Source organism: Guptibacillus hwajinpoensis, assembly GCF_005144865.1.
In the GTDB taxonomy this organism is placed as follows: Bacteria; Bacillota; Bacilli; order Bacillales; family Guptibacillaceae; genus Guptibacillus; species Guptibacillus hwajinpoensis_A.
The window spans coordinates 1,162,695-1,184,023 of sequence record NZ_SWFM01000001.1 but is presented as its reverse complement, the minus strand read 5'-3'; the positions used below and the strand labels follow the sequence as shown (position 1 = coordinate 1,184,023).

The 21,329-nt window shown below is 37.5% G+C and carries 22 protein-coding genes; 18 read left to right on the top strand and 4 right to left on the bottom strand.

Going from position 1 to position 21,329, the window contains the following annotated elements:
* Positions 1-19: 19 nt before the first annotated feature.
* The 3 genes from FBF83_RS05925 to FBF83_RS05915 are packed head-to-tail and all read left to right on the top strand — an operon-like array spanning position 20 to position 2,320.
* Complete coding sequence (locus FBF83_RS05925; RefSeq protein ID WP_136946175.1) at positions 20-877, top strand: ABC transporter permease subunit; 858 nt, start codon at positions 20-22, stop codon at positions 875-877.
* Positions 878-1,906, top strand: coding sequence for a hypothetical protein (locus tag FBF83_RS05920; RefSeq protein ID WP_136946174.1), 1,029 nt, complete (start codon positions 878-880; stop codon positions 1,904-1,906).
* Between the two features lie 48 nt (positions 1,907-1,954).
* Positions 1,955-2,320: a cupin domain-containing protein gene (locus FBF83_RS05915; protein ID WP_136946173.1), complete on the top strand. Its 366-nt coding sequence runs from the start codon at positions 1,955-1,957 to the stop codon at positions 2,318-2,320.
* A gap of 45 nt (positions 2,321-2,365) precedes the next feature.
* Here the strand turns inward: FBF83_RS05915 and FBF83_RS05910 are convergent, their stop codons facing one another.
* Entirely contained in the window at positions 2,366-3,706 is a 1,341-nt protein-coding gene (locus tag FBF83_RS05910) for an arsenic transporter (protein ID WP_136946172.1), read from the bottom strand.
* A 722-nt stretch (positions 3,707-4,428) separates the two neighbouring features.
* Here FBF83_RS05910 and FBF83_RS05905 point away from each other — a divergent pair.
* From FBF83_RS05905 to FBF83_RS05875, 6 genes are all read left to right on the top strand, one after another.
* Positions 4,429-6,387, top strand: coding sequence for an IucA/IucC family protein (locus tag FBF83_RS05905; RefSeq protein ID WP_136946171.1), 1,959 nt, complete (start codon positions 4,429-4,431; stop codon positions 6,385-6,387).
* A 3-nt stretch (positions 6,388-6,390) separates the two neighbouring features.
* Positions 6,391-8,415: an IucA/IucC family protein gene (locus FBF83_RS05900; RefSeq protein ID WP_240687987.1), complete on the top strand. Its 2,025-nt coding sequence runs from the start codon at positions 6,391-6,393 to the stop codon at positions 8,413-8,415.
* Positions 8,408-9,634 (top strand): MFS transporter, encoded by a 1,227-nt coding sequence (locus FBF83_RS05895; protein ID WP_240687986.1) that lies wholly within the window; start codon positions 8,408-8,410, stop codon positions 9,632-9,634. The genes FBF83_RS05900 and FBF83_RS05895 overlap by 8 nt, the downstream gene beginning before the upstream one ends.
* 15 nt (positions 9,635-9,649) lie before the next feature.
* Complete coding sequence (locus tag FBF83_RS05890; RefSeq protein WP_136946170.1) at positions 9,650-10,852, top strand: type III PLP-dependent enzyme; 1,203 nt, start codon at positions 9,650-9,652, stop codon at positions 10,850-10,852.
* Positions 10,853-11,334: 482 nt separating this feature from the next.
* Complete coding sequence (gene fbp, locus FBF83_RS05880) at positions 11,335-13,269, top strand: fructose-1,6-bisphosphatase (protein ID WP_136946168.1); 1,935 nt, start codon at positions 11,335-11,337, stop codon at positions 13,267-13,269.
* A gap of 89 nt (positions 13,270-13,358) precedes the next feature.
* Positions 13,359-13,805, top strand: coding sequence for a hypothetical protein (locus tag FBF83_RS05875; RefSeq protein ID WP_136946167.1), 447 nt, complete (start codon positions 13,359-13,361; stop codon positions 13,803-13,805).
* 118 nt (positions 13,806-13,923) lie between these two features.
* On the opposite strand, the gene FBF83_RS05870 is transcribed toward FBF83_RS05875, so the two are convergent.
* On the bottom strand, positions 13,924-14,814 hold the full coding sequence (locus tag FBF83_RS05870) for a fructose bisphosphate aldolase (RefSeq protein ID WP_136946166.1): 891 nt from the start codon (positions 14,812-14,814) through the stop codon (positions 13,924-13,926).
* 193 nt (positions 14,815-15,007) lie between these two features.
* Here FBF83_RS05870 and FBF83_RS05865 point away from each other — a divergent pair, with 193 nt between their 5' ends.
* From FBF83_RS05865 to FBF83_RS05825, 9 genes are all read left to right on the top strand, one after another.
* On the top strand, positions 15,008-15,400 hold the full coding sequence (locus FBF83_RS05865; RefSeq protein WP_136946165.1) for a DUF4030 domain-containing protein: 393 nt from the start codon (positions 15,008-15,010) through the stop codon (positions 15,398-15,400).
* 168 nt (positions 15,401-15,568) lie between these two features.
* On the top strand, positions 15,569-16,117 hold the full coding sequence (locus FBF83_RS05860) for a sigma-70 family RNA polymerase sigma factor (RefSeq protein WP_136946164.1): 549 nt from the start codon (positions 15,569-15,571) through the stop codon (positions 16,115-16,117).
* The gene (locus FBF83_RS05855) at positions 16,107-17,147 is read left to right on the top strand and encodes a DUF4030 domain-containing protein (protein WP_136946163.1); all 1,041 of its coding nucleotides are present in this window, start codon (positions 16,107-16,109) and stop codon (positions 17,145-17,147) included. Before FBF83_RS05860 ends, FBF83_RS05855 begins: the two co-directional genes overlap by 11 nt.
* Before the next feature lie 131 nt (positions 17,148-17,278).
* Positions 17,279-17,794, top strand: a complete 516-nt coding sequence (locus tag FBF83_RS05850; RefSeq protein WP_136946162.1) for a CBO0543 family protein — start codon at positions 17,279-17,281, stop codon at positions 17,792-17,794.
* Between the two features lie 121 nt (positions 17,795-17,915).
* Positions 17,916-18,347, top strand: a complete 432-nt coding sequence (locus tag FBF83_RS05845) for a hypothetical protein (protein WP_136946161.1) — start codon at positions 17,916-17,918, stop codon at positions 18,345-18,347.
* A 520-nt stretch (positions 18,348-18,867) separates the two neighbouring features.
* On the top strand, positions 18,868-19,143 hold the full coding sequence (locus FBF83_RS05840) for a hypothetical protein (RefSeq protein ID WP_136946160.1): 276 nt from the start codon (positions 18,868-18,870) through the stop codon (positions 19,141-19,143).
* A 27-nt stretch (positions 19,144-19,170) separates the two neighbouring features.
* Positions 19,171-19,473, top strand: a complete 303-nt coding sequence (locus tag FBF83_RS05835; RefSeq protein WP_136946159.1) for a hypothetical protein — start codon at positions 19,171-19,173, stop codon at positions 19,471-19,473.
* Between the two features lie 55 nt (positions 19,474-19,528).
* Complete coding sequence (locus tag FBF83_RS05830) at positions 19,529-19,675, top strand: DUF4083 family protein (protein WP_136946502.1); 147 nt, start codon at positions 19,529-19,531, stop codon at positions 19,673-19,675.
* Positions 19,676-19,753: 78 nt separating this feature from the next.
* Complete coding sequence (locus FBF83_RS05825) at positions 19,754-20,095, top strand: hypothetical protein (protein ID WP_136946158.1); 342 nt, start codon at positions 19,754-19,756, stop codon at positions 20,093-20,095.
* Between the two features lie 86 nt (positions 20,096-20,181).
* Here the strand turns inward: FBF83_RS05825 and FBF83_RS05820 are convergent, their stop codons facing one another.
* Both FBF83_RS05820 and FBF83_RS05815 read right to left on the bottom strand, forming a co-directional pair.
* Positions 20,182-20,742: an MEDS domain-containing protein gene (locus FBF83_RS05820; RefSeq protein ID WP_136946157.1), complete on the bottom strand. Its 561-nt coding sequence runs from the start codon at positions 20,740-20,742 to the stop codon at positions 20,182-20,184.
* 105 nt (positions 20,743-20,847) lie between these two features.
* Complete coding sequence (locus FBF83_RS05815) at positions 20,848-21,312, bottom strand: DinB family protein (protein WP_136946156.1); 465 nt, start codon at positions 21,310-21,312, stop codon at positions 20,848-20,850.
* Positions 21,313-21,329 lie beyond the last annotated feature (17 nt).

The following is a 21,329-nucleotide window of genomic DNA, read 5'->3' as shown; positions in this document are numbered from 1 at the left end:
GAGGAGTGTACGTTTAATAATGAAGGGTCTTATCCGTTTTTTTATCATTTTGTTAAGCATCGTATTAATCGTTAGTATTGCAGGTTTGTTCCAGAGCGGAATCCATTTCAGCTTGCCTTTATTATTTGATCAATTTGTAGCGAACGTGAAAGCATTCGCAAATCTATCAACGATTACCTATGAATCACCAGAAGGGAGTGGGATTGAGCGTTCTGTTTTTCCGCTTATCTATGAGTATTATGGCTATTCTATTTCAATCCTTCTACTTGGCTTTGTTCTTGCTTTAGCAACAGCGCTCATGTTAACAATGATAACTTTTTATCTCCCTAAAATGTTACGAGAACTCCTAAAGAGAACAATGGGGTTACTAGAAGCTGTCCCTGATATATTTATTATTGTTATTGTCCAACTCGCTTTTGTTAGTCTCTACAAAAAGACTGGTATTCTTCTGTTTGAAGTTGTAGGCGGATTTGACCGCCCTCTCTTTCTCCCACTTGTGACCTTTTCCATTCTGCCATCTATTTTTCTCTACAGAATCATGCTACTAATTTTTGAAGATGAATTATCGAGGCCATATGTGGAACTTGCGAGAGGGAAAGGTATTGCGAGATGGATAATCTTGCTCAAACACATTGCGAGAAATTCTCTGATTAGCGTAGTAAATCATTCTAAGTCGATTGTTACACTAATGTTGACGAATCTCGTCATGCTGGAGATCATTTTTAATCTACATGGTATAACCTGGTTTATTATTTCAAACGTTAGCGCCCATATTGTGATGCTTAGCATCATCATGATTTTTATACCAATTTACATAATAGAATTAGTTGCAAGGCGACTCATCACACATTTTACAGGTGAGGAGGTGCCAAACTAGATGATGATATTACTCTTGAAAAATAAACGCTTTATGCTTGGGAGTAGTTTTATCCTAATACTGATTACTTCAAGTTTGTTGTACAGCATCATTCAAAACAATGTTATTCCTAAAGCGGAGATCAAAGCAGACGTGAATGGAGATATCGTTGCTCGACCTCCTTATTCACCTTGGGACTATCCCCCTTTTGGAACGGACCAGATTTCACAAGATTTGTTCTTTGTCATTCTAATTGGTGCAAAATATACAATTGGAATCGCGCTAGTGATCGCCTTGATTCGGTTCTTATTATCCAGTCTATTAGGGATATTCATGCAACTCTACTGCCGTCCATTATTACAAAAAGTAAAACCGTTTTTTGAGGGATTTTATTATTTTCCGGCGTCCATTCTTGCTTATCTGTGCTTAAGTTGGGTACTGATGAAAGACGGATTCATAGACGGATTTACAACGACATTTACTGAAAGAGTTCTATTTGAGATGGTTGTGCTTATTCTAATTGGCGTACCGATTGTCTTAATTAATGTTTCGAAAGAAGTAAGCCTTATTCAGAATAAGGAATTCATCGAGAGTGTGAAGGTGTTGGGAGGAAGCAGATTACACCTTTTGCGTGTTCACCTTATGCCATATTTGCGACCGCAGCTGTTTTTATTATTTGTTAGAGAAGTAATTCAAGTATTGCTCTTACTAGCGCATTTGGGGATCTTGAACATTCTCTTTGGCGGCGCACTTCGAACGACAGACATGTTTGATAAAGCTGTCTTTGTATCCTTCTCAAGCGAATGGTCTGGATTAATCGGTAGTAACTTTCGCTTTCTGTTCACAGATTATTACTGGATTCCATTAGTGCCAATTGTCTGTTTTACAATCGCGATCCTTGCGTTCAAATTAACAATTGAAGGGTTTGAAGCAGTACTTGAAACTAGACAGATTCAATCGGCAAAAGGTATGGAAGTGCACAAAGAGAAGCGAAGGAAAGAAGTAGGTAACACTGTGAGGATAGAGAAGGATTCCTTTGATTATTTGTAAAACAGTGAGAAGGAAGTATTTATAATTATATATAAAGGAGAAAACGAAATGATGTATGAACCTATAAATTTTAGTGAAAAATTATCTAAATTTAACGAGCACTGGTCACCTAAAGTAGTTAGTGAAATGAATGATTATCAATTCAAACTAGTGAAAGTGAAAGGTGATTTCGTATGGCACGACCATCAAGAGACAGATGAAGTATTTATCGTAATTGAAGGTGAGATGACTATTGCATTTCGAGATGGAGAAGTTCAACTTTCTAGAGGGGAAATGTATGTCGTACCAAAAGGTGTTGAGCATAAACCATATGCAGAGAAGGAATGTCACATAATGCTAGTGGAACCTAAGGGTGTAGTGAATACAGGCGATAGTCACAGTGAATTAACTGCAGAGAATGATGTTTGGATATAAAAGATAAGGTCAGATCTCAAAAAGAGGCTGACCACAATTCTTTTATTAGAAGAATAACCATTCCAACCAGAAGTATAAAAGCGTCCAGGTGACCATAATGGTAGGTGGAATGACAATAAGAGTGACTTTGATATATTGCCACCATGTGACAACGATGCCTTTTTTCTTAAGAATGTGCATCCAGATCAGTGTTGCTAACGTTCCCATCGGAAGAATAAGTGAACCAATATCACTACCTACGATACTAGCCAGGTACATGCTTTCCATTACTGAATGTTCAATGGTCATTGCAGTTAGAGATATGGTACCAATCATTAAGGCAGGGTGGTTGTTAAATAAGTTAGAGAAGAGGGTTACCGCTAGTCCATTCATAACACTCGCTTGATAAAGTGATCCCTCAGCGAAAGGTTCTAAGTATTGAACAACTAGGTCGGTTAATCCGATATTTGATAGACCGAAGACTAAAACATACATACTAAAGGCGAATAAGAAAATAGACCACGGTGTTTTTTTAAGCATATCGAGAGGATTGACGCGCAAGTAGTACCATCGCCAACCTAATAGAGCAAGTGATCCAATTACCGCAACAACAGATACTGGAAAGTCTACGTAAGATGCAACGTACAATCCGATCCGAACAGTAAAAACAAATAGCAGAACTTTTTTCATGAAGCGAGCTATTTTTTTAGGGTCAAGATTGTCACTATGACCTCCAAAAATCCTGGAAGGAATTTGATCTTTTATTTCAAACTTTTTTGCTTCAAAAGTAGCTGGTAATTGCTTTAGGAATACGAGATACAGCAAAAGAACCATGAAGAATAAGCCAATAGAAGCCGGCACGAGCATCATAGCGGTATGTCGATACAAGGAGATATCAATAATATCAAGTGAAATGAGGTTCACAATGTTACTTACCCCAATAGGTGCACTTGATGCTGTGGCGACAAGCGCACCACTTATTAAATAAGGAATCTTCTCTTTCGTGGTAAACGTTAGATGATTTAAAAGTAAGACTAGAATTGGCGTAGTAATAAGAATACTGCCATCGTTATTAAAGAAAAGCGTCATGAGAAAGCAAAGCAAGTTCGTATAGAAAAAGAGTCGAATACCTGAACCTTTGGAACGGTCTACCAACTGTGAAGCGCACCAGTGAAAGAACCCAAAGCTTTCTAACACAATCGCCATAACGACCGTTGCGACAATTGTAATACCAGCTCCACTAACCTTTGACGAAATGGTAAGTAGGTCACTGTTGGAAACAACGCCGATTACTATAATGAAGGCAGCACCAATGGTTGCTGGAAGTGCAATGTTTATTCCCCACGGTCTAATGAAAATGAAAAACAATGTGGCAATAAACACAGCAATCGTTATCATTTCGATCATCTTGTATTTTCCTTCCTTTCTTAACCCTCACAGATAGGCTAATTCATGTCTGAGACATTTGTTCACCACTTTTTGTGGAGTCTTACGATATACTACGTCAATGGACAAACTTTGACTGAGCAAATGCCATGCTAGGCGACAAAAATGGCTCTTGTCCATCAGAGATATTTACCTAGTTAAGGTGTCAAATAAAGAGAAAAGCCCACATTCTACTGAGAAGAATGTGGGCTTTTCTCTTTATTGGAAAATTCATGGAAGTAGTCACGCATAAATAGAACAAGAACAGAATAGGAACAGTATTATGTTTGCACCGTTATTAGGCCATTGTACTGTTGGGATAGCTATTAAGAAAGATGGAGGTGCAGAATATAGTTGAATAACTAGGAAATAAGAGGTGTCTCAATTACGAAAGACTTCTTTTTTTAAACTCTACCGGATTCGACATAAATCGGGTGGTGACAGGCACCACCCAACAAAAGACTAACGAATACACATTCGTTAGTCTTTTTCATGAGTGCAATTAGTCGCTGTGTAGTAGACTAAAGAAATGAGAAAAAGTCCCCAGCTTATTGAATAGACCATCCAATATATGGACGTTACCTGTAGCGATGGTCCCGTTTTATCGATAAGGTTTGACAGTGATAATCGTTTTCAATTAGTATGAATGAGAAGTAATTGATAATCATTTTCAATGACCGCGCGGATATAGAGGAGGGTTTTGATTGAAAGCCAACATCAAAGAAGAGGATGGTACATACGACTATGCTTCAGAAGTCGTTACATACCTACAAAAAGAATATCCTCATTTCATAAAGCCATATAAAAATAATCTTAATGTAGCTGAGAAGGTCATTCTCAATCAACTTATTCAAGCGATTCTACGGGAACAACTAATGAAAGTTGAATGGTTAAACAAGAAGGACTCAGACTTGACCGCTATCATTAAGCTCAACGGCGAGGACGAACGAATAGAAATTCCAATCTCTAAGGTATATACCTTAAGTCACATTGATATCGCTGGTGATATCGTATATGCGAATAATTCAGATCACAAAAAGGTGATGTCGAACCCAAGTCAATTCCTATCGTTACTAACAGACAACGGTTTCGCCACGACCTTCGATCACATCGACCAATTCTTTAAAGAAATTACCAACAGCACGCATAACTATGCGCTTGCTTTAACAATAGCTGAAGATAGGAAAATGAACGTTCAGAAAGAAGCAAAGCAGCTTGAAGTGAATAATACGATGAATTACGTGCTTGAGAAAAGACGTCAAAATGCATCGTTTAGTCCACTCGTTTTCTTTGAGCAGTGGGTCATTCAGGGCCATACGATTCATCCATGTTCAAGAACTCGACTTGGTCTCTCACCAAGAGATGTAACGCAATATGCACCTGAGTGGTCAGGAGAGCCAAATGTCATTCCAGTTGCCGTTCATCAGAAATTCTGTCAGATGACGAAATTAGAAAATCGATCAGCTACCAACATTCTATTGGAAGAGTACCCTGAAGTTTCGAATCAATTAAAAACCGTAATGGATAATAAAAAATTGAATTTAAACGATTATGAGCTGATCCCGGTTCATCCATGGCAATTTGAAAATACAATCAAGTCATACTATAAAGATCACCTCGACAATAATTGGATTGTTCCTCTTGAAGGGAGCACAATAGAGACAGCAGCACTTGTTTCATTCCGTTCTTTGGCACCGCTCGGAGATCAGACAAAGCATCATATCAAAACGGCTATGAATGTCCAGATGACAAGTGCAATAAGAACTGTTTCAGCCGCATCAACTCGTAATGGGCCTAAAATATCATCTGTCCTTCAGACGATCACAGCAAATGATTCACTTATCAATAGTTCGTTACGTTTTATGAGTGAAGAAGCGGGAATTCATTTCGAACCTGATTCATCAGTTGGCGCAGAAGATCGTTATTTCCTACAGAAAAATTTAGCTTCAATTATAAGAGAGAATCCAGAAGCGTCTCTAACAAATGAGGAAATCGCGTTGCCCGCGGCTGCACTCATTAACGAGTCTCCAGTGAGCAATCATCTTCTAATGGAAGAATTAATCATGAATTATGCTAGAAATAATAAGTTCACCTCAATTTCAGAAGCAGCTGAAGATTATATTGGAAAATATGCGAGTGTACTGTTTCCAGGCGTTATTACATTAATCACTAAGTACGGAATAAGCATGGAAGTTCACCTGCAAAATTGTGTTTGCGTGTTTCAAGATGGTTTACCTGAACGAATGATTGTGCGAGATAACGGTGGAATTCGGATTATGAACGAACGGTTGAGTCATTTTATCGACCTGGAGGAGGTTGATGGAAGTACTAATCTTATGACAGAGAACGCTCAAGAGCTCCTTGATGTCTTTTACCATGCGCTTATTCATAATCATCTGGGTGAAGTTATCGTGGCATTATCTCGCAAGCTTCAGATCAATGAAGCGAAACTTTGGCAGTCGGTCAGAAACACGATTGAAGAAATATATGCTTCTTTAACCCGTGACAGCTCAATTCCTAGGGACAATCTTAAAGATAAAGAACTCATGATGTCCCCAGAGTCAAGCATGAAGGCATTAGTTAAAATGAGACTTACAGACAAATTTACAGAGAACGCTTATGTGGATATTGCGAATCCTTTAAGTTTAACGAACGAGGTGTAAGAAATGTCGATTCAATACAGTAAGAATCTAATGAACGATAGAAATGACAAAAATTTCATGTTAGAAGAGGAAATGAACTGTATGCATTTCGTCATGAAACAGCAGCCTTCTGACGCGTATCGGTATATGACGAACCTCGACAAAGGACGAAAGGGGATTCTTCATAAATTAGGATCATCGATTCTTAGAGAAAACATTAACAACTTTTATTCTGACGCTTTTAATCTGAAGAAAATGGGTTCAGTTTATATCGTGAATCGAGAAAAAGATAATAAACAGTGGAAAATCTTTTTTAAAAAAATTCAAGAGTATTCAATTCGTGAGGATCTTACTTATAAAGTGATTGAGCTTACTAATTCGTTCATCGTTTTTCCAATTCAGAATGAATATGCGTTCCAGCGCATTGAAACAACGGATGACATCTTATACATAGACGATAGTGGGATCACCGTGGTCAAGCTAGCATCGGACTTAATTAAGCTTTTGTTCGGCAATAACGATCAGGTGAATTTAGATCATTTTATGAAGGAGCTTAATAACGGGTCCGCTAACCTATCGTTAGCTTATATGTATGAAGAGTTATGGAATAAAGAGATTCAGAAAGACGCAAATCGACTAGGTGCTAATACAACGGGTGACTATCTTCTTAAGAAAAAGAAAGAAGATCCGACTTTTTCTCAAAGTTTATTCTTAGAACAACTTGTTCTTGATGGGCATCACCTACATCCTGGTGCCAAGACGAAAATGGGATTAAACCCTGAGGACGTTTTCCGATATGCTCCTGAATTTCATCAAACGTTCAGCGTTCGTTTCGTTGCTGTGGATCGGAAGCATGTCTTAACAACAGCCAAAGAAACACTGCACTTTCTTGAACCTTACTATCCAAATCAGTTGAAGAAGTGCCTCGGGGAGTTAACACAAAAAGGATTCTCGTCAGATGCGTACGAAATCATTCCAGTTCATGAATGGCAGTACCTACACTCCATTCCAAGTGTCTATGAGCAAGAGCTTAATGAAGGAATTATGATGATGATTGAAAGTGTCAAACTAGAAGCGGAGGCCACTTCTTCATTCCGAACCGTTTATCCGAAAAACAGTTCATCACCATCATTAAAGCTTGCGGTTAACAGTCAGATGACTTCTACGATAAGATCGATCTCAACTCAAACCGCTATGAATTCGACCTTGTTTACATCGATGATCAAAACGATTATGGAAAAAGAACCATTGTTAAAAAACTTTATTCCTTTAAACGAAATTGCAGGAGTTGCATTCAACTCAACGGACGAATTAAAAAGTAGAAATTTAACGATGTTGTTGCGTGAATCGATTGAAGATGAACTGAAAGAAGATGAATTAGCTGTTGCAGGACCTGCATTGTACGCACAATCTCCATTAAGTGAGCAAACGATTCTTGCAGAACTTGTTACGCACTATGCGAAAGCGAACAACTTAACGAAGAACAGTGCTGTTTTCCCATTTTTTGAAGACTACATTACAACGGTCATTCCAGGTTATTTAACATTAATGGTTAAATACGGGGTCGCTCTTGAAGGTCATCTCCAGAACAGTATTCCAGTGTTTAAAGAAGGACGGCTTTCTCGCTTCTTTTTCCGAGACTGGGGTGGCGCACGTATTTATAAAGATCGCCTTGATCAGCAAGGAATAGATGTGACTTTTACCAATGGATCTGTTTCCGTCACCGACCATCTATCCGAGATGCATAATAAGCTGTATTATACTGTTTTCCAAAACCATCTTGGTGAAATCGTCCGTCAGCTTGTTCAATACTCAGGAGTTGAGGAGAAGACGTTTTGGAAGCGAGTTAAGCACGTTTGTGACGAGACATTACAATCCCTTTCCATTCAAAAAGGGGTAGAAGAAAACGTAGTAAGCGATCGTGAATTCTTATTTCAGCCGAATGTTATGCATAAATCACTAACCAAAATGCGATTAACGAATGCTAAAGACTATTGCTATACAGAGGTCGCAAATCCTCTCCATCAAACGGATGAGGAAAGTGAGTAGAATAAAACGGCTAGCATTCAGTGATCATTCGGCTTTAACATCTCGTTCTTTCCGGTATTTTCTAGGTGGAAGTTTCTTTGTTCGCACGACAGATTGGATGGACCTTACGCTATTGAACTGGCTTGTATATCAATGGACAGGTTCTCCAGTCGCTCTTGCGATTCTAAACGCATGTAGGTTACTTCCAATCCTCCTCTTTGGCATACAGGCAGGAGTACTAGCCGATCGGTATAATCGCAAGGCCATACTCATGATAAGCTATATTGGCATAATGGTCAGCACTGCTATACTTGCTTATCTTGTGTTTGCTGAGGTTTCAGTTGTCTTACTTTATATAGCGGTAGTTGGAAGATCGCTCTTTATGACCATTGAAGTCCCGGTTCGAAATGCGTTCTTATCCGACCTGGTTGATGAAAGCCGTCTCCCAAGCGCGATCTCACTCCAAACGTTAGTGATCAACCTTGCGCGTATGATTGGACCAGCGCTTGCAGGCTGGCTCTTGCTTACCGTGAGTGCGCCGGTACTCTTTCTATTCATTGCATGTGGGACTCTAATCATGCTATTTTCGCTAGCTCCCATTCAAACACATTCGCCTGCTTGTTTAATTGATAAACAACGCGCAACCAACAAAGAGGACTTGAAAGAAACGTTCCATTATATGAAGGAAAACCGCCTGATTGTTACGATTTTATTATTCGCGATCGCACCAATGATTTTTGGCTTCCCATATACAACAATGCTTCCGCTGTTTGCTGAAGAGTTGATGGGGATGGGACCTGATGGTTTTGGTTTGTTACTATCCATTTCTTCCATTGGCGCAATCATCGCCACGTTAGTACTTTCTTTAAATCAACCGCGTTATCAAGGAAAAGTCTTAATACTTTCTGCCCTTGGGTTCGGATTGTTTCTTGGGTTATTTATTCTATTTAATGGAAGTTATTTATTATCACTTATGCTAATGCTAAGTGTAGGTTTTACGAGTCAATTGTATCGGACGACAAGCAGGATCACACTTCAGATGCAAGTCACACAGGCTTTACGTGGAAGAGTGTTAAGCATTGCTTTAATGGATCGCGCTTATATTCCGCTAGGAGCCCTTATAATTGGAGTAATTGCTGGTCATTTTGGTACACTCATAGCGGGTTTATTTATGGGTTTCGGCTGCTTTTTCACGACACTTCTTCTTGTTTGGAGACGTCCGGAACTATGGAATACATAAGGTGGAGGCAACGTCATGGAAACTATTGAAAAGAAAAGTGCTGTCGAAACATACATTCAACAAAGAAAAAGTGGCCAGGACTTAGAGCCAATCTGTGCTTATGTTTATGATCTTGAACGACTTAAGCAACATGCAGAATCGATTAAAAAAAGCTTACCGTCCTTTTGTCGTTTCTACTATGCGGTTAAAGCAAATCCAGCTGAGGAGCTGCTTAATACGCTTGATCCGATAGTTGATGGCTTTGAAGTAGCTTCCATTGGTGAAATCGGTAAAGTAAGCAACGTTTCAGATAAACCGATGTTGTTCGGAGGACCTGGTAAAAAAGATAGTGAAATCGAAAAAGCATTGGATCACAACGTAGACTATCTAAACGTAGAGAGCTTCCATGAATTAAATCGAATGAATTATATCGCGGAACAAAACGAGTTGATCCTACCTGTTCTTCTCAGAGTTAATTTAAGTGAGAATGTTTCAGAAAGCAATATCAGAATGTCTGGCGTACCCAGTCAGTTTGGCGTAGATGAACGGGATCTACCAGAACTCATTGAAAAAGCAATGGAGCTAGAGCATATTGATGTAAAAGGTTTTCATTTTCACGCTATGTCCAATAATTTAGATGCACAAGCACATGTGCGATTTGTAGAAATGTGCATCGAAAAATCACTAGCTTGGCGAGATGAGTACGAGTTGAATACGCCGATTATCGACATTGGTGGTGGGGTTGGAATCAACTACTGGAACCCTGATGAACCATTTGACTGGGATATGCTTGCTAATGGATTGGCAGCATGTGAGACCACCTATAAAGATGAGAATCTCACGTTATTTCTTGAGATCGGGCGATACTTAACCGCAGAATGTGGGTCTTATGTTGCGGAAGTATTGGATGTGAAAACGAATCATAGTGAACACTTCGCTATTATCCGTGGTGGATCCCATCATCTCCGCTTTCCTGCTGCATGGAAAATCAGTCAGCCGTTTCGAATTCATCCGATTGAAGAATGGGATTACCCGTTTGAGCGGCCAGAAATCCTTCATGCAGCTGTTACTGTTGCTGGGGAATTGTGTACTCCTAATGATGTTCTTGTACGCAAGGAGTTTATGAAGCAACTGAGAGCTGGGGATGTACTCATTTTTGAATACGCAGGCGCTTACGGATGGACCATTTCCCATCATGACTTCCTCAGCCATCCACATCCAGAACATGTCTATATTTAAAGGTTTAAAACCGCACTTACCTGTTAGAGGTAAGTGTTTTTTTATGAGGAATGATTAAGATAATAGTAATTTTTAGAAGTTAAATGTGTTGATTGTCTTATTAATAGGCTCCTTTCTAAAAGATTGTTGCTTTTGAAAGAAGTTTTGTATAAAGAACCACACTTAGCTAATTGGAGCGGAAGGATGCTCGACTCCTGCGGGACTAGCGGGACAGGTGAGACCCCACAGGCGCAATGTTTTGTGCGCCGAGGAGGCTCAGCGCCCGCCCCGCGGAAAGCGAACATACTGGAGCGGAAATCAATCGCTTTATAGCAACATTCTCTACTATACAAGTCTTTTTTATATATAGTACACGTACGAGAGTCAACTCTTATTTAAAAAAATGTGATACGATCATATGTAATAGAAAGTATCTTTACGAAAGCACTTATAACTTATTTTGCTCTTAAATAGTAATGGATTTTGAAAGGGGTTACATAATTTTGAATACAAAATACTTAGATTTACTAGCCCAAAAATATGATAGTGAAGAAAAAGTAGTCACTGAAATAATCAACCTTAAAGCCATTCTTAATCTACCAAAAGGAACAGAGCATTTTGTAAGTGATTTGCATGGGGAATATCAAGCTTTTCAACATGTGTTACGAAATGGTTCGGGGAAAGTGAAAGAGAAGATTACAGATCTATTTAAAGATGTATTATCTGATAAAGAAATTAATGAATTTGCGACATTGGTTTATTACCCAGAAGAAAAAATAACGTTAATTAAAAATGCTTTTGACAATGAGAAAGATTTATACCAGTGGTACAAACAAATCATTGAGCGGATGCTTAAGCTCGTTTCTTATGCTTCTTCCAAATATACACGCTCGAAATTACGTAAAGCTTTACCTACTCAGTTTGTTTATGTGATAGAAGAACTATTATACAAAACAGACGATGATCTTAAGAATAAGGAACCTTATTATAAAAAAATTCTCCAGCAAATTATTTCCCTCGGTCAAGCTGATAAGCTCATTACAGGTCTTGCTTATACGACTCAAAGATTGGTTGTTGATCATCTGCATGTAGTGGGAGATATTTATGATCGAGGACCTGAACCAGATAAAATTATGGAGACGCTCATCAATTACCACTCCGTTGATATTCAGTGGGGGAATCATGATGTCTTATGGATAGGAGCCTTTGCTGGATCAAAGGTTTGTCTCGCTAATATTATACGTATATGCGCAAGGTACAACAATTTGGAGATTATTGAAGATGTGTATGGAATCAATCTTAGACCACTTCTCAATCTTGCGGAGAAATACTATGATGACAATCCAGCATTTAGACCAAAATTACAATCAGACGAGAAACAATCGGATCATGAAATCGTACAAAGCACCAAAATTCATCAAGCCATTGCAATGATTCAATTCAAACTCGAAAGTCCGATTATTAAAAGACGCTCGTACTTTAATATGTCAGAAAGACTTTTGCTTGAAAAGATTGATTATGATGAAAACAGCATAACGATTCATGGTAAAACGTATCAACTTGAAGACACCTGCTTTGCAACGGTTAATCCTGAACAACCTGATCAGCTATTAGAGGAAGAAGAGGAAGTGATGGACAAACTGTTATTTTCTCTTCAACATTCAGAAAAGCTTGCGAGACATATGAATTTTCTCATGAGAAAAGGGAGCCTTTATTTAAAATACAACGGAAACTTATTAATTCATGGATGTATTCCTTTAGATGAAAAAGGAAAGATGGAAAAGATGATGATCGAAAATAAATCTTATGCAGGTCGTGATCTATTGGATGTTTTTGAACATTATTTAAGGCATGCATTTGCACATCCTGAAGAGACAGATGATCTTGCGACAGATATGGTTTGGTATTTATGGACAGGAGAGTATTCATCCTTATTCGGGAAAAGAGAGATGACAACCTTTGAGAGATATTTCATCAAAGATAAGGCAAGCCATAAAGAGAAAAAGAATCCTTACTACCACTTACGTGAAGATGAGGATACTTGTCGTAAAATCCTAACAGATTTTGATCTTAATCCAGATCAAGGTCATATTATTAATGGCCATACACCTGTTAAAGAAATTGACGGAGAAAATCCAATAAAGGCAAATGGGAAAATGATTGTCATCGATGGAGGATTTTCCAAAGCTTATCAATCAACAACGGGTATTGCTGGGTATACGCTATTATTTAACTCCTACGGCATGCAACTTGTTGCCCATAAACAGTTCAATTCAAAAGCAGAAGTTCTTCTAAATGGAGCTGATGTGTTATCAGTAAAAAGATTGGTCGATAAAGAATTAGAGAGAAAAAAGGTTCAGGAAACAAATGTAGGAGAAGAATTATTGCAGGAAGTCCACATTTTAAATAGTTTAATGGAATATCGCTATATCAATTAATTCTCGATGGGACCAATAAGAGTAATTTCCATTTTTTTAAATAAAATAGCATTGTTCATGGAAGAGTAAAGAGAAAAGGGGTTCACTTGATGGCTAATTTTCTTAGATTAACTCAACTTATTCTTCCATGGATTTCAATAGTTTTCTATCCGAAACGTTCTTTCATAAGATATTTGCCAGTGGCTATTTTGGCATCGATTCTTGTTGGTGGGATGAGTGCCTTAGCAGTTCCTTATAAATGGTGGAGGGTAGATGGCGGTTTGAAGACTAAGGTATTTAACGATATTAGCTTTATCATGGGTCCGTTTTTTATAGGAACATTATGGGTATTTCACTTTACTTTTGGTCATTTAAAACGTTTTATTATAATGAATTTAGTAATCGATGGATTTTTTGCTTTCGTTTTCAGTTATGTATTAGAAAAGGCAAAAATTTTTAAGTTAATTAATTTTAAACGTATCCATGTTTTTTTAGCATATTTTAGTTTTTCGTTTATCATTTATGGGTTTGAACTACTGATTAACAGAAGAAGATAAGTCACTCTTAATTTTTATAAGTAAATTAGTATTCAGCACTGTAACATAATTAAATATATAAACAAAGGGAGCTTATCCAAAGGTGGATAAGCTCTTTCTGTTGTTTAATTATATCAAATTATTTCTTATTAACAGAAGCATCATAAATGCTATCTACAGCACTCTTCAGTGCCTCGTTAAACTCTTGATCAGATTGATTAGCATTTAAGTCAGCAGCAAGTGCTCTTGAGAAGCTTGCAATAAGACCATAATTTTCTTTCAACTTCTCATTTGCTTCGTCGCGAGAGTAACCACCAGATAGTGCAACAACGCGTACAACGCGTGGATGCTCGATCAATTCTTTATAAGCATTTGCTTTCGTTGGAATTGACAGCTTCAGCATTACATTTTCATTTTCTGATAACTCATTCAGATGTTTAATGATTTCATCACGCAGAATTTCTTCGGATTGTTCTTTGTTTTTGCTGTTAATGTTAACTTCTGGTTCGATGATAGGCATCAAATCTGAATTCACAATGCGTTTTCCAACTTCAAATTGCTGATCTACTACAGCTTTGATTCCGCTTGTGTTTGGCTCATGAATGACAGAGCGCATCTTAGTACCAAAGATCTTTCGCTCGTTGGCACGGCGAAGCGTCTCATCCAGATCAGAAATTGGCTTCATAAGCTGCACACCATTTTCTTGTTCAGCTAATCCTTTGTCGACCTTTAAGAAAGGAACGATGCCTTTATCGGCAAGATAATCTGCTGTATATTTCCCTTCAATTTTGCGATCCATTGTTTGCTCGAATAGGATAGCGCCAAGAATCTGTTCTGCATTAAATGCAGGAGATGTAACGATTCTAGTACGCATTTGGTGTACACGATCAAACATCTCTTCTTCATTAGAATAGGCATCTTCAGGCACGCCATACTCTGATAGAGCTTTAGGTGTACTACCACCGCTTTGGTCTAGCGCTGCAATAAAACCTTTTCCATTCTTAATTTTGTCGAATTGACTATTGTTCATGTTATCCACTCCTTTTAATTCTAATGTACAAAATGACATCCACCTATACTGTTCCCATTATTCCTTGATAACTAACATCCGATTGTTTTTCTAAGCCGAAAGGGACGGTGAAGCATAGATTTTTCAAAAGGAGAAATAGATCGATAACATACCGGTACATCATGGACATACCTTCTAATAGGAGGTGTTTAAATTGAAAAAGGTAGTTATTGGCTTTATGATAATTTGTTGTGTAGCTATTGGTGTGTTCCTTGTTATAAATTATAATTCCGAAAAAGCAACTCTACCTGAGGGGCAGCACATGATGGACCGTGAAATGGTTAGTAGGGAAATGACGCTCATTACGATGAACGTTAAGGAGGCTCTTAAAGATAATGATGTAGTGGGAGATATTCATACTAATTATCAAGAATCAGTGACGATTCAAACTTCAATTAAAAGTTCTGACAAAAATGCTGAGGATTTAAAAAACGATATAGAAAAAACAGTAGCTGAAATAATGAAGTCGGATGAGCTTAAAACGTTATCTAATATTGATACGTATGAAATTTATGTTACTAATGAAGATGGTGAAATTATGAAATAAACAATTTATATATTGAAGATTGACTTCTAGTATCTACCTAAAAAGCCTCCATTTCAAAAGAGGTTTTTTTATTTTTGTATTGAAACGAATTAAAATAAATTCGATTTTTTACGGAACGGGAATGAGGTGTAATTCGTCTAACTGGATAGCAAAAAAGGGGGGGAGATTATGCATGTGGAACAAAAAGGACAAGAGAATCAATCACAGAGGGAGATCCTGGTGTATTTAATGGAAGAATACGGTGATATGGTGCTTCGAGTGGCATACACGTATGTAAAAGAACAGCACCTAGCAGAAGATATTTCACAAGAAGTGTTTATACGTTGTTATCATGCCTTACATACTTTTGAGAGACGTTCTTCTTATAAGACGTGGTTATATCGAATTACAGTTAATCAATGCAAAGATTACGTCAAAAGTTGGTCATTTCGAAAGCTCTTTCCAAAATCGATAATCGAGACAGAGAGTGATAAAGAAGTGAATTCCGTCTCGACTCATGTTCTTAAGAAAGAAGAGAATAATGAGCTTTTTGAAAAAGTGCTCCAACTTCCAGTGAAGCAGCGTGAAGTTATTATCTTCTATTACTACGAAGATTTGTCTATTGATGAGATTTCAGAGGTGATCAAAGCCAAGCCAAATACTATAAAAAGTAGGCTTCATCGAGCTCGAAATAGTTTAAAGGATCAAATCGGGGGAGGGATCATCCTTGAAGAATAATTGGAGCTATTCAGATAAAGTAAAGAAACTGGAGTTTACTGAGAGTCATCAGCACCAGGTTTTAGAACGTTTGAACACACTCAATCGCAAAAAGAGTTCACGAAAGATTTTAGTAACCGGGGTAACAATTGCTACCGTAGTTGCTATGCTTGCATTAAGCACAATTTTCTCTCCGGCTATGGTAAATGTATTAGCAAAGATTCCATACATTAGTCAGTTTGTTAAGGATGAGGAACATAAGATGGAACAATTTAATCAGATATTACAACAAATTAATATGATAGTTAAAAAAAACAACTTGAATCTAAGTGATATTAATATCAATCACGAAGATAAATCGGTCATTATCTACTTGGATGAATTACCTAAATCAACAGAAGACTTTGCTGAAAAGGTTCATACTCAACTAGAAAATGGTGGCTTTAAGGGCTATGAAGTAGAGGTAGTTGCTCATAAAGAAAGGAATCATCAATCCGAACAAACACAACAAGAGATCGAACAAGCAATACAAAAAGATAGAAATCTATCAAAGGAGTTAACGAAACGACTGCATGACGAAGAGTATGAGCTTATGTTTCCAGTAAATGTTTCAATTACACCAGAAAGAGTTGGAGTGACCGTAATTGTACCAGAATCGGAAGAACGCCTCGACCAGTTAAAGGAACTTATGGAGGATGTGGCAAAAGGCTTTGGTGAAACTTATGAATTAGACATTCGACAAGTTGAGAAAATCGCTCGTGAGCAAGAGAAACGCTGGGGGAAAACAGGAGCGATTGGTCATATTGGTCAAGCATTAATGGAGTCAGATGAGTTTCCTGTGACCGGCTACGCATACTCATTTCACCCATATCCACTTGAAATTATAATGAAAACGTCACTAGATCAGAATGATTCCGATGCAGAAAAGGTTGCACAAAATATTCGAAATGAGATTCATTTATATATTCAAAATGATGAAGAGACTAGTACCATTCGAAACGATGCATATGAGGTGAAGGTATTATCTAAAGATAGAAAGGAAATTCAGTGAAAAATTACGATTACGATCAAGGACAAAGAAAGCTTTCTTCAAGCACTGAAATCATTCTCTACATTAACCACTATTGAATACTTAATTTTAGAACATACTAGTAGGAACTATTAATGTAAGAGGCGATTAGTATGATTTCAATTATCGTTACGGTATTATTTATTCTCGCTGCCTGGCGGTATGCAGACTGGAGAAACTGGGAGAAGTACTATCCTACAATGCTGTATATGATTGTAAATGCGGTTCTATTTAATGTGGTTACATATGAATACCCTACGTGGGAATGGGATGATATGAGTGGTGTCTTCCCAAATCACACTCTTTTAGATATGTGGATTATTTTTACACAGTTTCCTGCAGTTGTTCTATTGTATCTATCCAACTTTCCAAAAACGGTAGTGGGAAAAATACTAAGGCTATTATTATGGGTCATCATTTTTACAGGTTTAGAAGTGGGCGTTCTATTCGTTGATTATATTAATTATGAAAATGACTGGTCGTTAAGGTGGTCGATTCTGTTTAACATTGTCACTTTTTCTATGATTGGATTACATTATCGGAAACCCTTGTTAACTTGGGCTCTTTCATTTTTGTTTATCATATTTCTGTGTATCGTATTCGGAGTTCCGCTGACGAAAATGAGATAGGAACTTATATAGAAAATCGGGAGCTTATCTTTCTTAAGGTAAGTTCCCATATTTATGTAAAAAAGTATTGCTCGTACTTTGATGTTTTGAAATAATTGGTGTTTGTATAGGGGGAAATAACTTGAAGTTACATCTTTTAGGAGACGACATGAAAATCGTAATTGAAGTAATGGGCAGGAGCCATCCTGATCGTACAGATTATTGGGATGGAAATTGGGTATTCTCAAACGTCACGCTTCAAATACCAGGGTATAAAGCAGATTTCTGCGCTGACTTAAGAACGGATGAGTTCTTGTCTTTTCAAAATCAGTTAAAAGATATGGATGAAAAAATGAAAGGAAAGGCTCTTCTAGATAGCATGGAAGGTGCTGTGAAGATTGAAGGGAAGATGAATTTGTTAGGTAAATTAATGTGGACTTGTGAAACTTGCCATCCAATAGGGACAGGTGCAGTTCTTCAATTTGAATTTGATTCAGATCAATCATACTTACCAAAGTTGATTAAAGAATTAGAAGGGATCCTCACTTCATATCTTGTAATAGGAAAGCCTTAGTTAGTTTTATTCTTGGCTCGTTTCTAAAAGATAATTGCTTTTAAAAGGTTTTTCTATAGAGAACCCCACTTAGCTGATTGGAGCGGAAGGGTGCTCGACTCCTGCGGGATAAGCGGGACAGGTGAGACCCCACAGGCGCAATGTTTTTATGCGCCGAGGAGGCTCAGCGCCCGCCCCGCGGAAAGCGGGTAGGAGCGGAAATCAATCACTCCTCTTATAGCAACAAAGTCTACGAAACAAGCTATATATGGAAACTTAATCCTTTTTCATCCGTATATGTAATAAAGCTGATTGAATTATTCTTAAATACTTTGAGGAAGTAGAGGTGACCTATTTGAAAACCTATACAATTTTATTTATCTTACTATTCATCATGCATACAACTACTCTAGTTAACGTGACCATATTTAATGGAGAGTGGAATGGGAATGTGCTTTTCCTTTCAACTACTCTATTCGTCACCGCTACGTTTTATTTTGCTATTGAACGTAGAGCGAATAAGAGATGAAGGGTGGGCATTATGTCAAAGGAATACATATTAAAGCTTTCTAAAGCAACGTTAGCTTTACAAGGTTTGTGGCTGCTTATGTTTCTAACAAACATTCTCGGAATGATTGGATCTTATAATGAAACCTTGCAAGATTTGATTTGGTTACTAATACCGACTTCAGCTTTACTAATTGGTGTTATCAGTTTATCTAAACAAGTTACCACAACGATTGCTTTATTAAATATTGTTTCTTCAGTCTTCATATTATTATCTTGGGTAGTAATTTCAGGTATCGATAAAATGTAAGAAGGGCTAGAAAGTGGGTGTGGGGTAATGGAAGGTGCTAATCCAAAAAGCAAAGGGTTCGGAAAAAGTGTAAGTATAGGACTTAACATACTTTGTGCCCTCATGATTCTTGGAGCTTTTCAGATGATCTTTGACAATAACCACTTAAATGATTATCTTGGTGGTTTATTTTTATTGCTTTTTTGGATGTTTCTATGCTTGAATCACATGATAAAGGACTTTTTGAAAGGTCATCAAAAGAGTGCGTACATAAATTTGCTGTTTGCAATAGCAGCAGCTGCCATCATAATATGGGGGTTTATCAATCACTCTTACAAAATACTAACGTAAAGGGGGGTATGATATTTTGGGACCGGGCAATACCGTTTTCGTGTTTGTCACTGTGATGATGGTAATTCTTATTTGCGTAGCATCTTTCACTTTATATATAAGAAGATTGCTTATTAATTCCAATGTGAAAAATAAAAGTAATAAATCAATCGATGAAAAGCTAGATCGGATTATACAGCTGTTAGAAGAAAAAAATAAATAATTGCAGCAACATTATGGAGGTTTTACTATCAAAATAACAACTCAACTTCTCCTTTTTACATTCCTGCTACTAGGAGTTATGGCCTGTACAAATCAAAGTGAAGAAGGAAGTAACATTCCACAAAAACAAGGTGATCACAAAGGCGTTACTGCAGAAGAAGATATTCGGAAAGTTGTTTGGGAGCAGTTACCGTCAGATCAAAAGGAGTTTATTAAAGGTACATGGAAAGATGGGGATGTCTCGAAAGTTAAGGTGACAGATCATAGAGTATCTAGCAATTTAACTGATATCAACTTAGATTTAATTAGAGAAGTGTATGCCATCACGTTTCCGACTAATAGTATTTCATCAACAAATAATCTGGTTGTCTACGCAGATATTGAAAGCAATCAATACATAGGAAACGGTCTAGTTGATTAGATATAAAGAAGGAAAATAGAATTAAGAGAGCTTTAACATAGAAAGACATGCTTATGATTTTTGCATCAGCATGTCTTTTATATTGATCAACTTGATTGGTATTGTTCGGAAGCGATGAAATCCTCTTCCATAAGGACATATGGGTGTGTTTCCATCAGAATCTTAACAAGATAGTCTGGCATTCTTTCTCCATCGTACGCACAAATTAATGGGAACGAGTATTGATTGACAGCTCCGTCTACAATTTTCTCGAAATCTTCTATTAGATGGAGTGGCTCCTCCATACTAGCCCATTCAACATGTGCCCAAGATCGAAAAGAGATATTGTTTTCCACATATGGCTGTACCACTTTATTAAAGTAAGCCTCAATTGCAGGTGGATGATAACTGCCACTTGAAAAATAGAAATCAAAGCTATTTACGCGGTGAACAAACTTCATTTGTTCTTCCGTTAACCGTTCGTTTAATCCTTTATAAATCATACGGTAAAGCGGTTCGTTTTCAATTAAAATAACATAATCTCCAGCAAGCACGCCTTCTTGTACATAACTCAATACCTGTTCCATGTATTTCTGCATGTCACTATAGGCATACAACACATGAACACTCTTCTGATCTACAAATAATTGATTCATTTTACTCTGCAAGTCATCACCCTTTCTTTTGATTATTCTTCTTATTCTACTAGAATATTGCCAAAGATGCTAAACAAGTGATTTCTAATTTTGGAAGGGTTTACTAATAGTTGCATTTCAAGCTTTTATACATTTTCTAATATCCAAGATTGCTTGAAGGTGCATTCCCTCATGGAAAGTTGTCCAGCGCAGCACTTGTTCAATTGTACTCATCTCCCACATTTCTGTAGGTGAAAAAACTTCCTCTAATCGTTCACCATAGGTTTTCTTAATATCAGATAGTTGACTCTTTAATAAAACCTTCAAATCTTCAAGTGATGGCGTTTCATCTGTAAAGTGTTCTGGGGAACTTCCCCATCCAAACCATTCGTTGAAATGCTGCGGTATTGAAGCCTTTTCCTTCGTTAACGTCTCAATCCACATATATAGTTCCACATAAACATGGCCGAGGTTCCATCGGATATTATTCTTAAAACCTTTCGGAACAAACTCTCCTTCTTCCTCACTCACATTTGCGACTTTCAACAGGTAACCTCTGAAGTCTTCTAATTGATTGAAAAGAATATCATGACGCTGCTCCATCCACTCGACCCTCCTTT

Coding starts and splice junctions, on each gene's coding strand:
- FBF83_RS05860 (WP_136946164.1), top strand. CDS start 15,569: ATGCATGTGGAACAAAAAGGACAAGAGAATCAATCACAGAGGGAGATC.
- FBF83_RS05870 (WP_136946166.1), bottom strand. CDS start 14,814: ATGAACAATAGTCAATTCGACAAAATTAAGAATGGAAAAGGTTTTATT.
- FBF83_RS05925 (WP_136946175.1), top strand. CDS start 20: ATGAAGGGTCTTATCCGTTTTTTTATCATTTTGTTAAGCATCGTATTA.
- FBF83_RS05915 (WP_136946173.1), top strand. CDS start 1,955: ATGATGTATGAACCTATAAATTTTAGTGAAAAATTATCTAAATTTAAC.
- FBF83_RS05815 (WP_136946156.1), bottom strand. CDS start 21,312: ATGGAGCAGCGTCATGATATTCTTTTCAATCAATTAGAAGACTTCAGA.
- FBF83_RS05830 (WP_136946502.1), top strand. CDS start 19,529: ATGATGGTAATTCTTATTTGCGTAGCATCTTTCACTTTATATATAAGA.
- FBF83_RS05910 (WP_136946172.1), bottom strand. CDS start 3,706: ATGATCGAAATGATAACGATTGCTGTGTTTATTGCCACATTGTTTTTC.
- FBF83_RS05840 (WP_136946160.1), top strand. CDS start 18,868: ATGTCAAAGGAATACATATTAAAGCTTTCTAAAGCAACGTTAGCTTTA.
- FBF83_RS05835 (WP_136946159.1), top strand. CDS start 19,171: ATGGAAGGTGCTAATCCAAAAAGCAAAGGGTTCGGAAAAAGTGTAAGT.
- FBF83_RS05900 (WP_240687987.1), top strand. CDS start 6,391: ATGTCGATTCAATACAGTAAGAATCTAATGAACGATAGAAATGACAAA.
- FBF83_RS05850 (WP_136946162.1), top strand. CDS start 17,279: ATGATTTCAATTATCGTTACGGTATTATTTATTCTCGCTGCCTGGCGG.
- FBF83_RS05920 (WP_136946174.1), top strand. CDS start 878: ATGATGATATTACTCTTGAAAAATAAACGCTTTATGCTTGGGAGTAGT.
- FBF83_RS05875 (WP_136946167.1), top strand. CDS start 13,359: ATGGCTAATTTTCTTAGATTAACTCAACTTATTCTTCCATGGATTTCA.
- FBF83_RS05890 (WP_136946170.1), top strand. CDS start 9,650: ATGGAAACTATTGAAAAGAAAAGTGCTGTCGAAACATACATTCAACAA.
- FBF83_RS05825 (WP_136946158.1), top strand. CDS start 19,754: ATGGCCTGTACAAATCAAAGTGAAGAAGGAAGTAACATTCCACAAAAA.